Source organism: Planctomycetota bacterium (assembly GCA_038746835.1).
Taxonomy (GTDB): Bacteria; Planctomycetota; Phycisphaerae; order Tepidisphaerales; family Tepidisphaeraceae; genus JBCDKH01.
Map to the genome: position 1 here is coordinate 1 of JBCDKH010000075.1, position 15,419 is coordinate 15,419.

Below are 15,419 nucleotides of genomic sequence, written 5' to 3' on the forward strand. Positions count from 1 at the left end.
CCAGGAGTCAGCACAATCTCCGAACTCAGCACGCTGCTGAAGGTGAAACCAAAACACATCCTGAAGACGCTCGTTTTCAGGAAGGCGTCAGGTGGTTGGGTTCTGGCGGTAGTCCGGGGCGATCATGAAGTGAATGTCGCAAAACTTCAGGTAGAGGTGGAAGAGCCCGTCACGCTTGATGAGGTCGCGGCCAAAGAGGCTGGTTTCTCAATCGGTTTTGTTGGTCCGGGCGATCAAGAGCGTGCCGAAGAGATGATCGTCGACTTCGACGCATTCAATGGGGGGTTTTGGGTCGCCGGTGCCAATGAGCCTGATTACCACGTCAAGCACTTCACCTGGCAGCGAGACACGGCGTCCTCGAACACGCGTTTCCAGATATCGCAGTCACATCTTCTGGGTGATCGAATCAGGCCCGCAGACATCCGCAACGCCGTAGATGGTGACCCGTCGCCGATGAACGATGGCGGCGTCCTCAAGGAATCCCGCGGCGTCGAGGTCGGGCACGTCTTCAAGCTCGGCACCGTCTACTCCGAGAAGATGGGCGCGACGTTCCTCGACGAGAACAACGCGGAAAAGCCGGTCATCATGGGCTGCTATGGCATCGGCGTCGGGCGGATCCTGCTGTCGGCCGTCGAGACGTCCCACGACGAACGCGGCATCCAATGGCCGGTCAACATCGCGCCGTACGAGGTGGTCGTGACGCCGATCAAGTACGACGGCGTGGCGAAAGAAAAGGCCGACGCGATCTACGACGAGCTGAAGGCGAAGGGCGTCGACGTGTTGCTCGACGACCGCGACGATCGTCCCGGCAGCAAGTTCGCGGACGCCGACCTCATCGGGATTCCGCTGCGGGTCGTCGTAGGCGATCGCGGTCTGGAGAAAGGCGTTGTCGAGCTCAAGGACCGCCACACCGGCGAGACAAGCGATGTCGCGGTCGATAACGCGGTCGAGACGGTCCTGCAGCGGCTCGGTGCATTGCGGGATTTGACGCCGACATCTAACGTGCAGGCGTGATGCTCCAGCGGCTACTCCGGCGTTTGGGACTCCCCGCGATCGCCGCCGTCGGGGTGGCCATCGCGACGATGCCGACGTGGGCCCAGCCCGCCGGGCGTGGGCAGACGAGCAATGTGCCGCTGCTGACCGAAGAGCAGATCAACCTCGTCCGACAGGCCGAGCTCCAGCCGCTGGACGGCCAGAGCCGAGGGCCACGCATCCGGTTCGACGAGAACCTCATCCGCCGATTCGTCGACGCCCGACCCGAGCTCGACTTCCGTGCGTTCAACACCGGCGGCGACGTCGCCAAAGCCCTCTTCATCCTCGAAAACGGCACCGAGGAAGAGCAGGCCGACGTCCTGATCCTGACCGATCCGGCATCGCTGGAGTTGTTCAAGCGGAGCATCCACACGGCCGTCATTCGCGGCTGTGCGACCAGCGCATGTCACGGCTCGAACGACCCCGAGCGGCACGCGGGCTTCCAACTCGTCAACAGCGGGCGTGGTGACGACGTGATCTACACGAACTTCTACACGCTCAGCCGCGGCAAGGTCAGCGTCGCCAACCCGACCGGCGGGGCGTTCGGCGGCCCCGCAGAGGTCGAACGTCGCCTGATCGAACGGCAGAACCCCGAGGCGTCGCTGCTGCTCACCTACGCCTTGCCCGCCGGTGCCACCGATCGGCCGCACCCGGAGGTCGAGGGCTATCGGCCGCTGTTCCAGAACCCGCGCGAGCCGGTCTACCGCGACCTGACCGTGTGGCTGAACGAGGTTTTGGATCGCACCGTCGTCGGCTATGCCTTCGACGAAGACGCGGCCACTCAGACGCCCGCCGATTCGGCACCGTGAGCCGTCGGCGATATCGTGCAAGGCGATGGCATCCGACACGCTGCTGAAGGTCCGCATCTGGACGAAGGTCACCCTGCTGAGCATCGTGGCGATCTACACGATCGTCTTCGTCCTGCTCAACGGCCGGGGGACGATCGACGTGTGGCTCTTCCCGACGGTGACACTCAACACGTCGCCGATCGTCGGGCTGCTCGCGGCCTTCGTGCTCGGGGCGCTGGCGATGCTTCTTACGCGGATGGCGTTTGCGACGCTGCGTCAGGCCAAGACTGCCCGCGAGAAGGGGCGCACGGACCGGCTGGAACGTGAGATTCAGGAGATGAAGCTGCGTGCTTCGTCGCCGACGCCGACGAAGCGTTGACGGGCATTTGAGAAAAAGTTATCGGTCCGAAGTTGCAGCGCGCGCGCGGCGTGCTAATTTGCGCCCAGCGCGGCCGCGGATTCGGCCGTCTTCTCCAACCCAGGCCGATGACACGCGTCGGCCGCGTCGAAAGGAATCGACCCGATGCCATCGCACAGTCTTGTTCGCCGTCTCGCGCTCGCCGCTCCCATCGCGGCCTCCGGCCTGTTTGTCGCCGGTTGCCAGAACGCGATGTACGACGAGAACCTCGCGCTGCACCACCAGGCCCGCCAGCTCCAGAAGGACAAAAAGAGCCTTCAGACAGAGATTTCTCAGCGGCCGACGCAGGCGCAGCTCGCCTCGCTCCAAAGCGAAAACGCGGCCAAGGCCGCTCGCATCGCGGACCTCGAGCGTCAGCTCGCCGAGCGTCTGGCCATGCCGGATGACACGGGCCTCATGATCCCGGGCATCGACAACGTCGACGTCAGCCTCAACGACAACGAGATGACGATGCGTGTGCCGGGCGACCTGCTGTTCGCCAGCGGCTCTGACACCGTCAACAGCTCGGCCAAGGCGACGCTTAACCGGATCGCCGAGATCCTGCAGAGCGACTACGCCGGCTCCACCGTCCGCGTCGAGGGCCACACCGACTCCGACCCGATCAAGCGGAGCAAGAGCAAGTACGACTCGAACCGCGACCTGTCGCTGCGTCGCGCCTATGCCGTCACCAAGATCCTCGAAGGCTCGGGCGTCACCGCCAGCCGCATCGAAACCGTCGGCCACGGCGAGCACCAGTCGATGGGTCAGGGCAAGAAGCAGGACCGCCGCGTCGAAATCATCGTCGTGCTCTGAAAGACTCGGTTTCCGACGGTCATTCCGTCATCCTGAGCGAGCGCAGCGAGTCGAAGGACCTCGCCTGCGCACCCCGATCGGATCCAGGCGAGGTCCCTCGGCTGCGCTCGGGATGACGGACAGTGCTATTCGCCGATGGCTTTGGCGGGAACGCCGACGACGGTGACGTCGCCGGCGATGTCCCGTGTTACGACCGCGCCTGCGCCGATGATCGCCCAGGCGTTGGCTTCCAGGCAGGGCAGGACCCGCGCGCCGAGGCCGACGAAGACGCCGTCGCCCAGACGCACCCGCCCCGCCAGCGCAGCCGCCGGGGCGACGTGGACGGCATTGCCCAGCTGACACTCGTGATCGACCACGGCGTTCGTGTTGATCACGCACGCCTCGCCGAGCTGTGCCTCGCAACAAACCGTGGCTCCGGCACAAACGACGGTGCCCGCGGCGAGCGACGCTGACGACGAGACAACCGCGGAAGGATGAACGAGCGTCGCGATCTCCAGGCCGGCCCGCGCGGCCTCGCGGGCGTGTTCGAGGCGGACGCGATTGTCGCCGATGGCCAGGGCGACAGTCGCCGCACCAACCTCGCGTGCGTGATGTTCGAGGCGATTCATGCCGCCCAGCACCGGCCGGCCGACGACGCTCTTGCCGTGCAGACTCTCGTCGCCATCGATGAAGCCGGCGACGTCTCGGCCCATGACATCGAGCAGATCGGCGACGACCTTGCCGTGACCACCCGCGCCGAGGATGAGCACGGGGCCGTTGCCTGAGCGGGACATACGCGTTTTGTATCGACAACCCGGGCCAAAGCACTTGCACGCCTGCCGTCTCGCGTTACCCTGCGGACGAGCGCTGCGGCAGGATGCCGCCGCAACCCATCTTTTCTCCCGCCAGCCAAGGAGTGGCACGATGGCCGATCAGGAATTCACCACCGTTCTGGGTCCCGACGTTTCGATCAAGGGCGAGCTGTCCTTTGAGAAGGCTGTCCGTTTGCAGGGCAAGTTTGAGGGCGAAGTCCGCACGGGCGGGCTGCTCCACGTCGATCGCGAGGCCTCGCTGACCGGTGACGTCAAGGCCGGCAACGTCCGCGTCGACGGAACCGTCCGCGGCAACCTCAGCGCAAACGGCCGCATCGAGCTCAAGGAGTCCAGCGACCACGAGGGCGACCTCACCGCCGGCAAGCTCATCGTCGAAGAGGGCGCCGTCTTCAAGGGCCACGTCACCGTCGGCCCCAACGCCGTCAAAGCCGGCGGCAAGAAGGACGACTCTGCCGACGACGCCATGCCAATCCGCAACGGCCTGGCCGTGAGCACGAAATGAGGTCGCAAAGCTTGAAGGACGAGCGATGAAGGATGAAGCCACGCGCTTCTCCTTCTCATCCCTCCTCCTTCATCCCTCATCCATTCTGCGATGCCTTCCCTCCTCTCCAAGTTCGCCCCGGCCGATGGGTTGCTGGCGATCACCTGCTACCGCTGCGGCGGCCGGCAGGAGGTAGGGCGGCGGGCGCAGACCGTCACGTGCCGGCACTGCAACAAGCCGCTGCAGGTCAGTGACGTGCAGGTCAAGAAGTACGACGCCCGCCGCGAGATTCGCACGGTCGGCACGCTGATCGTCGAGAAAAAGGGCAAAATCGTCGCAAAACAGGTCGAATGCGGAGGCATGATCGCCCGCGGTGAAATCCGCTCGTCCGACAAGACAATCGTCCGCGGCGTCATCCTCGCCGGACCCAAGTGCAACCTCGGCGGCGACGTCGACGCGCACGCAATGTCCGTCAGCGAAGGAGCCGAGCTCAACGGCTACTACTGCGTCGGCAAGGACCACATGGTCCCGCCGCCTCCGATCGTCGAAGAGCAAGTCGACGACTCGATGCCCGTCGGTGACCGCGTCGACCAGCAGGCTTCGGAGTCAGAGCCCAAGGTCGACGAAGCCGAGCGCATGCGAGCACTTTCTGCAATTGCTACCGGAAAAGCACGCGTTCGGTGACGCACGACCTACGCGCGCTCCAACTCCAAGACGTCCGCGCAACGTCTCGCGCAGGCCTCAACGGAGAGCCCGACGAGGCACGTCCGGTGCACGCACGATCTGCTGAAGCACGGTGCACACGACACGTCTAACCGCACGACCGACCGCGCCGATCCGTGTGGCCCGGTCAGGTGCGGATCCGTCGGCCCGAACAGCGCGACGAGTGGACGGTGCAACGCTGCGGCAAGGTGCATGGGGCCGGAGTCGTTGGCGATGACCAGTGACGCGTGCTTCATCAAGCTCGCCAGTTCGCGGACACTGGTGCGGTTGACGACGTTCAGGCCGCCGATGAGGGTCGCGGCATCGACCGCATCGCCGGCACCAGCGACGACGCATTCGAGGCCGTGCTTCATGCCCAAAACCTCAGATAATCTGGCAAAATGCTCCGCCGGCCAACGCTTGGTTCGCCAGTTCGTCCCGGGCAACATGAGCACGAAGGGCCTGTCGTCGAGCGGCTCGATGAGCTTCGCGGCCGCAGCGTCGTCGGCGTCTGTGGTGACGATGTCTGCCGATGCCGGCGATCGTCCGCAACCAAGGTGCTCGGCCACGTCGAGGTACCGCTCGGCCGCGTTGCGTGCTCCAGGTCGGCGGGCAACGCGGTCGTTGTAGAACAGCGACGCCCCTTCCCGCGCGTAGGCGAAGCCGACGCGTCTCCTGGCCCGCGAGCGTCTGGTCAACCAGCCACTGCGGAACAGGCCCTGCAGATCGATCGCAAGGTCGTATCCGCGGCTCCGCAGCTGGGCGACCAACCGTCGCGTCGCTCGCGCCTGCACGCGCGGGCCGGCATCGCGATGACGATCGAAAAGGAGCACGTCGTCGACGTGCGGGTGCGTCTCCAACAGCGGCGCGAACGGCCGGGCGATGAGCCAGTCGATCGTCGCTTCGGGCCAACGTCGCTTGAGCAGACCGGCGACCGGCAGGCTCTGCACGACGTCGCCGAGCGCGGTCGGCTTGACGATGAGGATGCGACGCGGCTCGTCGGGCAAGGGGCGAAACGTAGCGACTTTCCTTGAGAGTCGCGACATTCAAGGCTGCGCCGCGTCGAAGCCTTCGAGCAGGGCCGCTTCGTCGCCGGGCTCGAACGTGCTCAGTGTCCGGACGTCACGCAGGACACGCTCGAGCCCACGCCGCTCGCGAGCACGGAAGACAATTGGCTTAAGCCCGTCGCAGTCGCACAGCACCGGCTGCCCGTCGGGCGTGATGATCCAGTTCGTGGTCTTGGCATCCGAGTGGACCCAACCCGCGGCCGTGGTCTGGCGCAGGAGCTGGCCGACGCGTCGGAGGACCGCAGGGCGATCGGGGCCCGCGTAGGCGGCCAGCGTCTGTCCGGGCACCAGGGCGTAGAGCCCAACCCACCGGCGGCCTTGCCGGCCAAGGCCGATCGGCAGCTCCACCGGCAGGCCAACCGCGAGCAGCCGCGTGGCCTTGTCGAACGCCCGCTTCGCCCGCGGCTTGCGAAACGGCGAAATCCATCGCCGGCTACCAGCCGGCGGCGACGGCGACTTCACAACCACTTCCGAACGATCGACCTCGTGGAGGGTCACCCGCCCACTCGGATCGTCCTTCAACACCCGCGTCGGCGAGACTGGCTCAAAACCCCGAAAATCGGGCAAAATCTTCGGACACCAGGGCTGGCGGTGCTCCTCGGGCCAGGCGGCCAAGGTCCACGTCCAGTCCTCGCCCGGCATGGCAAAAGGTACGCCAGCCGTCTGAGACTGCGACCGTTTGCCTCACGTGGCGATGGTCCAAAGAGGGCAACTGCGACAAACGGTCGTTTGGCTACTGTCGCCGGTCGTGCCTGCCGCTGCTGCCAACCCGATTCTGCTCGTGGCGACAGTGGCGGCTTGTACGGTCACGGCCGGGTGTCGCCTGGGACCCGATCCTGTCCGCCCAGAACTCAAGTTTGACCTGACGACGACCTTCGCCGGCTCAACGTTGTCCGAAGTCGACGGCGAGACCGCCGCCGTCGATCCGCGGTGGTGGCGGCGGTTTGGCGACAACGAAATCGACCGGCTTGTCGACCGCTCGATCGGTGGAAACTTCGACCTTCGCGCCGCGCTCGCCCGCGCGCGACAAGCCCGCGCCGCCCGCGAGGTCGCCCGCGGCGATCGTCTGCCAAGCGCCGGGCTCAATGCCTCCGCGACCGGTCAACGCATCGGCGACGCCGGCTTCTTCCCCGGCGTGGGCGGCGCAGGTGGAGGCGCTCCCGTCCCCGGCGGCGGTGGGGGCGGTGGGGACGACTTCATCGAGTTCTACGATCTGAGCCTCGACGTCTCCTGGCAGACCGACCTCTTCGGCCGGCTCGCACGATTGGAACAGGCCGCCGCGTTCGATGAGTCGGCCGCGCGGCTCGACGCGCTCGCCTTGGCCCACACGCTCGTCGCCCGCACGATCCAAGGCCGCGTCGCCGTCGCCACCTTGCAAACCCGCGTCCGCCTCGCCGAGGAAAACGTCGAATCGCTCAAACAAACGCTCGAAGTCGTCGACGGCCGCTACTCGGCAGGCGTGGGCGATCCGGTGGAACTGCGCCTGGCCAGGGAAAACGTCGCCAGTGCTGAAGCCACGGTTCACCCGCTGCAGGCCGAGCTTGCGGCCGAGCGGTACGCACTCGACGTCCTGACCGGCATCCCGCCGCAGCGGATCGACGGCAACGTCGCCGAACTCACCGCTTTGCCGAGCCTCCCGCCACCACCGGTCGGCCTGCCGGCTGCGCTGCTCGACCGCCGACCCGATCTGCTCGCCAGTGACTTCCGCGCCCGCGCCGCCAAGGCTCGCGTGGGTGCCTCGATCGCCGCGATGTTCCCGGACCTCACGCTGAGCGCGAGTGCCGGCTCGACGAGTGACATGCTCGACGACCTGCTGGACGACGGGAACTTCGTCTATTCCATCGTCGGCCGACTCGCGCAGCCGATCTTCCAGGGCGGCAGCCTGCGTGCCGGCGTTCGGCAGAGCAGGGCCGGCGTGGACGAAGCAGTCGCAAGCTACGCGGGGCTCGTGCTGGTGGCGATGCGCGAGGTCAGCGAAGCCCTCGTCCGCGAGCGAGGCGCACGCAACGAAGCCGAAGCCCTCACCCGCGCGCTGGCCGAAGCCGAAGCCGCCGAGTCACTCGCGCGGGAGCGGTACGGCCGAGGCGTGGGTGATCTGCTGCTCATCTTCGAAGCCGAGCGCCGGCGTCGGGCGGCCGAGGAGCGATTGGCCCTGGCTCGCCAGCTCGTCTGGAACGCACGGATCAATCTTCACCTCGCCCTCGGCGGCGACTGGGACTTGCCCGAGACCGGCGAGCCGATGCTCGATGACGCTTCCACCAACGATCCGTCCTGACTGCCATGACCCGAGTTGCCGACCAAGAACCAGCACTCACCGAGCACGAGCGCGACGACACGTCGAGCGATCCGATGGCCGACGTGATCGAGGCCGCGCCTGCGCCATCTCCGGTCGAGGTCGATGGTGACGACTCACCGGCGAAGGTGGAATACGAAGCAGGTCCGGCCGACGACGACGAGGGCTCCAAGGCGGCGGGCGTGGTGTTGCAGTTGCTCTCGGCCGTCGTCGTGCTCGCCGTGGGCACGGGCGTGACGTGGTTCCTCATCAGCCAGAAGACCGCACCGGCAAAGCTGCCGGCCGTGACGTCGGCACCCGTCGTCGACGTGCTCATCGCTGAAGTCGGCCCGGTGACGATGAGCGTCCGTGGCTTCGGACGCGTGGCTGCCGCAAGCGAGCTGGCCGTCGTGCCGCAGGTCGGCGGTCGCGTGATCTCGGTCCACCCGCAGCTTCGACCGGGTGGCGTTTTACCGGCAGAATCCGTTGTTTTCGAGATCGATCCGACCGATTACGAGCTCGCCGTCGAGCAGGCCGAGGCCGACCTAGAACGTGCCAACGCGGCGGTCACGAGGCTCGATGCCCGCCGTCGCTCGGCCGTGGCGGAGGTGGCGCGGCGTGAGACGTCGCTCGAGACGATGCAGGCCGAGGCCGAGGTGTCGCGTGCCGAGTTCGAGCGACTCAACCCCGGCCAGACCGTCCCGCCGCTGGTCGCACGCGAGCCGCAGCTCCGCGAGAACGAGTCGCTGCTCGAAGCCGCGCGTGCGGCCGTCGACGAGGTCGACGCACAGGCGATCGAGCTGCAGGCATCGGTCCGCCAGGCCGCGGCGTCACTGCGGCAGGCGAACGTCTCGCTCGACCGAACAAAGGTGAAGCTGCCGGCCGAGACTGGCTCGTGGCGCGTCGCGAGCGAGAGCGTCGATACCGGCCAGACCGTCGTCGCCGGGCAGTCGGTCGCGTCGCTCTACGCGACGTCGTCGCTCGAAGTGCCGGTACCGCTGGAGGATGATCAGCTCGGCTTCATCGCCGTGCCCGGCGCGACCGCAACCGTCGACGCCGGCGGCACGACCGTCCGCGGCAAAGCCGTCCGCACGGGTGGCGAAGTCGACGACGCGACGCAGCTCGTGGAAGTAATCGTCGCACTCGACGAGCCGAGTGCCGCCTTCGTTCCCGGGCGATTCGTCGAAGTCTCCCTCGACGGCGAAGCGCTCGATGGCATCGCCCGGCTCCCGCGACGATCAATCGAACGCACCGAGGCCGGCACGTTCCGCGTGCGGCTGGCAGACGACGAAGGCCTGCTCCGGTTTCGTCAGGTCGACGTCGTCCGCCGCGTCGGCGACGCCGCCTTCGTCCGCGGCCTCTCGTCGGGCGATCGCGTGATCACGACGCCCCTCGAAGTCGCGACCGACGGCATGCCGATCTCGGTCCGCGATGGCGAGCAGGAGCCGAACGAAGGCGAAGAGCCGAGCGCCTCGCTCCGTCATCCCGAGCAGAGCGAAGCGGAGCCGAGGGACCTCGCAGCGGACGCAAGCGGCACTGGGATGCGTTCTGGCGAGGTCCTTCGACTCGCTGCGCTCGCTCAGGATGACGGAGTGCCTGTGATGAGCGGAGGTGACGCGTCATGAGCGAAGCTCAGCACGCCTTCGACGAAAAGGCCGCGACGCCCACCGCCGGGCCGTCGGGGCTCATCGCGTGGTTCGCACGGAACCACGTCGCGGCCAACCTGCTGTTCGTCTTGCTGCTGGTCATCGGCGCGCTGTCGGTGTTGCAGACGAAACTCGAGGTTTTTCCTCAGATTGACCCACGTCTGGTGACGGTCACCGTGCCGTATCCGGGGGCGAATCCCGAGGAAGTCGAGCAGGGCGTCGTGCTGCGGGTCGAGGAGGCCGTCGCCGATGTCGAGGGCATCAAGAAGCTTGGCAGTCTCGCCGTGGAAGGGCAGGCCGTCCTGACGATCGAAGCCGAGAACGGCATCGACATGGGCGACTTCGCCGACGACATCCGCTCGGCCGTTGACTCGATCCAGACCTTCCCGGCCGACGCAGAAGAGCCGGTCGTCAGCGAGCGGTCCGACCGTTTCCAGGTCCTGACCGTCGCACTCTTCGGCGACGTCGACCGGCGTGCCTTGCGTGAGGCGGCCGAGCGATTCAAGGACGACCTGCAGCAGTCGGGCGGCGCGAGCCAGATCGATGTCGATGGCATCCCGCCGTACGAGATCAGCATCGAGGTCCGGCCCGAAGACCTGCGCCGCTATCAGATCACCTTCGAGGACGTCGCCAACGCACTGCGCGATTCGAGCCTCGACCTGCCGGCCGGCACCGTCGAAGGCGAAGCCGGCGAGGTGCTGGTCCGCAGCGTCAGCCAGCGATATCGCGGGCAGGACTTCGAAGGCATCGTCGTCAAGACGCTCGGCGACGGAACACGCATCACCGTCAGCGACGTCGCCTCCGTCATCGACGGCTTCGAAGACAACGACTACGGCATCAGCTTCAACGGCCAGCCGGCGATCCTGCTCAACGTCTACCGCACGGGCGACGAGGGCGCGCTGAACGTCGCGTCGACCGTCATGAGCTACGTCGCCGAGGCGAAGGACCGTCTGCCGCCGGGCATCGAAGTCTCGACGTACAACGACAGCTCGATCTTGCTGAAGGACCGCATCGATCTGATGCTGCGCAACGCGCTCATCGGACTCGCGCTAGTCATCACGCTGCTGGGTCTGTTCCTCGACCTGCGGCTGGCGTTCTGGACGGCGCTGGGTCTGACGATGAGCGTGGTCGCCAGCTTCGTCGTGCTCCCGCCGGCGGACGTGAGCATCAACATGATCTCGCTGTTCGCGTTCATCCTGGTGCTGGGCATCCTGGTGGACGACGCGATCGTGGTGGGCGAGAACATCCAAAGTCACCGCGAAATGGGCAAGTCCGCCGCCCGCGCCGCCGTCGACGGGGCGAAGGAAGTGGCGCTGCCCGTCTCGATGACAATCGCGACGACGGTGGTCGCGTTCGCGCCACTGCTCTTTGCCGACGGCGCGATCGGTCAGATTCTGGCCGTCATTCCGATCGTGGTAATCGCGGTGCTGGTGATCTCGCTGGTGGAAGCGTTGCTCATCCTGCCGGCCCACCTGTCGGGCAAGGCAATCTGGGAGCCCAAGCTCTACACGAAGACGCGCAAGGCGCTGGCCGTCGGTCTCGACGGATTCACGAACGGACCGTACCGACGGCTGCTGTCGGCGGCGTGTCGGGCGCGGTACGTCACACTCGCCAGCGCTGCGGCCGTGCTGATGGTGACGGTCGGCCTGCTTCGCGGTGGCGTGCTGCCGTGGGCCTTCTTCCCGGAGGTCGAAAGCGACATCGTCACCGTCAACATCGAGATGCCGCCCGGCAGCACGGCATCGGACACGCAGCGCGTCATCGACGACCTCGAAGCCGCCGCTCAGGAATTGCGACGTCGCACGGCCGAACTGGAAGACGGCGGGCCGCTGATTCGCCAGATCCAGTCGGCCGTCGGCGGCACGCCCATCGCCGACATCTCCGGCGGCCCCGGCGCGACGGCCGTCGTCGCGTCGCGCGATCCACGTCTGGGCGAGATCGTCGTCGAGCTCTTCCCGGGCAACACCCGCAAGACCTCCGCTGCCGAGGTGCAGGCGATGTGGGAAGAGATCGTCGGCCCCATCGTCGGACCACGCACGGTCGAGTTCCGCAGCGACCTGATCCGTGCCGGCGATCCGGTCGACGTCGAACTCCGCAGCCGCGATCGCGACGCGCTCAAGCAGGCGGCCGAGTTCTTGAAGGGCGAGCTGGCGCAGATCGAAGGCGTCCGCGAGATTGCCGACAACGCCGAGGACGGCCGGCCGGAGCTGCGCGTGACGGGCCTGACACCGCTCGGCGAGGCGCTAGGCCTGCGGGCCAGCGACGTCTTCGGCCAGGTCCGCGGGGCGTTCTTCGGCGAAGAGGCGCAGCGCGTCCAACGCGGCCGCGACGAGGTTCGCGTCTACGTCCGCTACCCGAAAGACGCCCGCGAGAGCGTGGCCGACGTGGAAGACCTGTTCGTCCGTCTGCCCAACGGCACCGAGAGCCCGCTGTCGCGCGTTGCCGAACTGGAGACCGGCACCGGGTTTTCCGCCATCCGCCGAACCGACCGCCGCCGCGTCGTCAGCGTGACGGCCGATGTCGACGTGACGAAGGTGAGCAGCAGCGACGTGGTGACGCTGCTCAAGCAAGACTCGCAGGAAGAGCTCAGTCGCTGGGAGCGATTCCTCGCCATGTTCTCGCGCGAGGACAACGGCGAACCCGAGGGCATCCTCGGCGACATGACCGAGCGGTTCCCGAGCGTCACCTGGAGCCTCGAAGGCGAACAGCAGGAACAGGCCGAGTCACTCGTCAGCCTGCAGCTGGCGACGCTGGTTGCGCTCGTCGGCATCTATGCGATGTTGGCCGTGCTGTTCCGCAGCTACGTGCAGCCGATCGTCGTGATGAGCGCGATTCCGTTTGGCTTCGTCGGTGCGGCGCTGGGCCACCTGATCATGCACTGGCTGGTCCGCGACACGCCGCTGACGTTCCTGTCGCTTTTCGGCGTCGTCGCACTGGCCGGCGTGGTGGTCAACGACTCGCTGATCATGATCGACCTGATCAACCGCAACCGCATGCGCGACGGCGACTCGAACACCGGCATCTTCGCCGGCGTCATCGAGGCGGGCCTGCGTCGGTTCCGCCCGATCTTCCTGACCACGGTCACCACGTTCTTCGGCCTGGTTCCGATCATCCTGGAGACGAGCCTGCAGGCGCAGTTCATCATCCCGATGGCCATCAGCCTCGGATTCGGCATTGTCTTCGCGACTGCGATCACGCTGCTGCTGGTGCCGAGCTTCTACCTGATCGTCGAAGACTTCCGCCGCCTCCTGCTCCCAATCCTCGGCCGCCGCGTCCGCTATCAGGGCCCGGCCTTCGAAACGGGCGGACACTGAAGCAGTGTCCGCCCGGGCGGTTCAGCGATCGAGTTGTCAGCCTGTCACTTGCCGACGTCGCCGATGACGGTGAGTGAGCCGGGGTCGACGTTGTCGATCGATGCGGTGGTGCCGTCGCGCCACGAGACGGTGACGGTTTCGACGACGGTGTCATCGCCGAGGCCGAAGTGGACGATGTTGAGCAGGGACTGAGAGAACGCAGCAGCGCCTGAGCCGACGATGCGGGTCTGTGTCCCGGAGGCGGACGTGATCCGCACGATCGCGCCCATCGGGTCGGTGCCGTCGGGGCTGTTGCCGACACGCAGCAGGATGTGGTCTTGGACGGACTCCTCACGGGCGTCGGTGTGCTGGTTGGCGAAGAGCCGCCACGGCCCGCCCTCGTCGCCGCTGAAGAGGTCGAGGTCGCCGTCGAGGTCGTAGTCGAAGGCGATGCCCATGTCACCGTTCGCTTCGGCGTTGATGTCGGTCGCGCCGTGGTTCTCGAAAACCTCGAAGCTGTCGCCGCGGTTGAGGAGGATGAAGTCGGCGTGGCGTCGACTCGGAACGCCGAAGCGGTAGACATAGAAGTCGACCAGGCCATCGTTGTTGAAGTCGCCCGGCGTGACGCCGCGGTTGTCGGCCTGGGACTGCTCCGGCAGCAGGTGAGAGATGTCAGTCAGCGTGCCGCCGTCGTTGCGAAGGAGGACGTCGGGCAGGGCTGGGTTGATCGCGTCGAACTCGGTGGTGAAGTCTTGGACATTCTGGAAGGTGCCCCAGACGTGCCAGGCGCGGTCGCGCTCAGCCAGCTTGAAGGCGAGCTTCCACTGGTTGTCGCCCATCCAGCCCAGGTACCAGCCTTCCTCGGTCATCTCGTCCGGGAAGCCGGCGGCATCGTTGAGGTTCGCCCACTTTTTGCTGTCGTGCGGCGCGAGGACGCGCTTCTTCTCCGAACCGAGAAAGATCGGCATACCGGTCGGGAGATTGCCGCGATCGCTCAGGCCGAAGTCGATCATCGTGATCCATCCGCCGGCGTCGAAGGTCATGCTGCGACTGAGCACATCGTGGACGGAAAACTTGACGTCCATGATGCCGTCGTGCAGGTGGACGAAGTTGCTGTAGTTGCCACCGCGTGCGAAGTAGTAATCCATGTCGCCGTCACCGTCGATGTCCGCCTCCGCGACGGCCTGAACGGATCGCATCTCGCCGAGCTCTGCGGGGATCATGCTCTCGTACACATCGTCGAACGAGAACTCGCGGAGCCCGCGATACAGACCCAGCGGCTCCCACAGACCGAAGGTGAAGATGTCAGGCGTGCCGTCTTGGTCGAAGTCGGTGACGAAGACCTTCTCGGCCTCAATCTCCTGGAAGACGGGCCTGTCGACAAACTCGAACGTGCCGTCGCCGAGGTTGCGGTAGAAGATGTTGCGCGGCCAATCGGGGCGGACGGTCTGGGGGGCGTTGACGGTCACGCAATCGAGCAGGCCGTCGACGTCGAGGTCGATCCACTTGACGGTGCGTCCGCGTGCGCCCTTGTCGGCAAGGCCTGCCTCTACCGTGACATCGGTGAAGACGCCGTCGCCGTCGTTGCGGAGGAGTCGTGGCGGCTGGGGTTTGACGCTGTTGCCTCCGCCGAGCGAGACCAACGCATCGAGGTCGCCGTCGCGGTCGTAGTCGCCCGGAGCAACGCCGTGCGTGTCGGCCAGCCGGAAGAGGTTGTCCAGCTTGGTGAACGTTCCGTCGCCGTCGTTCCGGTAGTGGAAGATGGGCGTCTGGTTGTGGTTGTAGAAGATCAGGTCGTAGAAGCCGTCACTGTCCATGTCGGCAACCGTCGGCCCGCCGTACTTGGTGTCGGGCCTGGAGTAGATCTCGGCGAAGCTCGAGACGTCGAAGAAGACGACCGGTCGCTCATCGCTCGGCGTGAAGTCGGCCTGTGCGTTCGATGTTGCTCCGAAGAGCGCGGCGGCAGCGATGGTGGCGGCTGTTTGGAGTTTGAGGTGCATGGAAGGTCTCTGGTTGACGGATGAACAGACTCAGGGAGCAGTTTCGGCTACAGGAATGATCGCTGGCGGAATGTCGAGCTTCTTGTCGTCGGCGCCGGCCGCAAAGTTGGAACGGG

At 66.4% G+C, this 15,419-nt stretch carries 13 protein-coding genes; 9 read left to right on the forward strand and 4 right to left on the reverse strand.

Annotated elements, in window-relative coordinates:
- The 4 genes from AAGI46_09045 to AAGI46_09060 all read left to right on the forward strand — a co-directional run.
- Nucleotides 1-1,014 (forward strand): His/Gly/Thr/Pro-type tRNA ligase C-terminal domain-containing protein (locus AAGI46_09045; GenBank protein MEM1012355.1); only part of this gene is annotated, 1,014 nt, incomplete at its 5' end.
- Nucleotides 1,014-1,841: a hypothetical protein gene (locus AAGI46_09050; GenBank protein ID MEM1012356.1), complete on the forward strand. Its 828-nt coding sequence runs from the start codon at nucleotides 1,014-1,016 to the stop codon at nucleotides 1,839-1,841. The genes AAGI46_09045 and AAGI46_09050, both read left to right, overlap by 1 nt.
- 25 nt (nucleotides 1,842-1,866) lie before the next feature.
- Nucleotides 1,867-2,199, forward strand: a complete 333-nt coding sequence (locus AAGI46_09055; GenBank protein MEM1012357.1) for a hypothetical protein — start codon at nucleotides 1,867-1,869, stop codon at nucleotides 2,197-2,199.
- Nucleotides 2,200-2,343: 144 nt separating this feature from the next.
- On the forward strand, nucleotides 2,344-3,030 hold the full coding sequence (locus AAGI46_09060) for an OmpA family protein (protein MEM1012358.1): 687 nt from the start codon (nucleotides 2,344-2,346) through the stop codon (nucleotides 3,028-3,030).
- A 125-nt stretch (nucleotides 3,031-3,155) separates the two neighbouring features.
- Here AAGI46_09060 and AAGI46_09065 read toward each other — a convergent pair whose 3' ends face one another.
- Entirely contained in the window at nucleotides 3,156-3,803 is a 648-nt protein-coding gene (locus AAGI46_09065) for an acetyltransferase (protein MEM1012359.1), read from the reverse strand.
- 130 nt (nucleotides 3,804-3,933) lie between these two features.
- On the opposite strand from AAGI46_09065, the gene AAGI46_09070 reads away from it, so the two are divergent.
- The gene (locus tag AAGI46_09070) at nucleotides 3,934-4,344 is read left to right on the forward strand and encodes a polymer-forming cytoskeletal protein (GenBank protein ID MEM1012360.1); all 411 of its coding nucleotides are present in this window, start codon (nucleotides 3,934-3,936) and stop codon (nucleotides 4,342-4,344) included.
- Nucleotides 4,345-4,434: 90 nt separating this feature from the next.
- On the forward strand, nucleotides 4,435-5,007 hold the full coding sequence (locus AAGI46_09075) for a polymer-forming cytoskeletal protein (GenBank protein MEM1012361.1): 573 nt from the start codon (nucleotides 4,435-4,437) through the stop codon (nucleotides 5,005-5,007).
- An 8-nt stretch (nucleotides 5,008-5,015) separates the two neighbouring features.
- Here the strand turns inward: AAGI46_09075 and waaF are convergent, their stop codons facing one another.
- On the reverse strand, nucleotides 5,016-6,032 hold the full coding sequence (gene waaF, locus AAGI46_09080; GenBank protein MEM1012362.1) for a lipopolysaccharide heptosyltransferase II: 1,017 nt from the start codon (nucleotides 6,030-6,032) through the stop codon (nucleotides 5,016-5,018).
- Between the two features lie 39 nt (nucleotides 6,033-6,071).
- Nucleotides 6,072-6,734, reverse strand: a complete 663-nt coding sequence (locus AAGI46_09085; protein MEM1012363.1) for a hypothetical protein — start codon at nucleotides 6,732-6,734, stop codon at nucleotides 6,072-6,074.
- Between the two features lie 106 nt (nucleotides 6,735-6,840).
- On the opposite strand from AAGI46_09085, the gene AAGI46_09090 reads away from it, so the two are divergent.
- From AAGI46_09090 to AAGI46_09100, 3 genes are read left to right on the forward strand one after another with little or no spacing between them, the layout of a single operon-like run.
- Entirely contained in the window at nucleotides 6,841-8,367 is a 1,527-nt protein-coding gene (locus AAGI46_09090) for an efflux transporter outer membrane subunit (protein MEM1012364.1), read from the forward strand.
- Nucleotides 8,368-8,372: 5 nt separating this feature from the next.
- On the forward strand, nucleotides 8,373-9,989 hold the full coding sequence (locus tag AAGI46_09095; GenBank protein ID MEM1012365.1) for an HlyD family efflux transporter periplasmic adaptor subunit: 1,617 nt from the start codon (nucleotides 8,373-8,375) through the stop codon (nucleotides 9,987-9,989).
- On the forward strand, nucleotides 9,986-13,324 hold the full coding sequence (locus AAGI46_09100; protein MEM1012366.1) for an efflux RND transporter permease subunit: 3,339 nt from the start codon (nucleotides 9,986-9,988) through the stop codon (nucleotides 13,322-13,324). Before AAGI46_09095 ends, AAGI46_09100 begins: the two co-directional genes overlap by 4 nt.
- Nucleotides 13,325-13,368: 44 nt before the next feature.
- On the opposite strand, the gene AAGI46_09105 is transcribed toward AAGI46_09100, so the two are convergent.
- Complete coding sequence (locus AAGI46_09105; protein ID MEM1012367.1) at nucleotides 13,369-15,303, reverse strand: CRTAC1 family protein; 1,935 nt, start codon at nucleotides 15,301-15,303, stop codon at nucleotides 13,369-13,371.
- Nucleotides 15,304-15,419 lie beyond the last annotated feature (116 nt).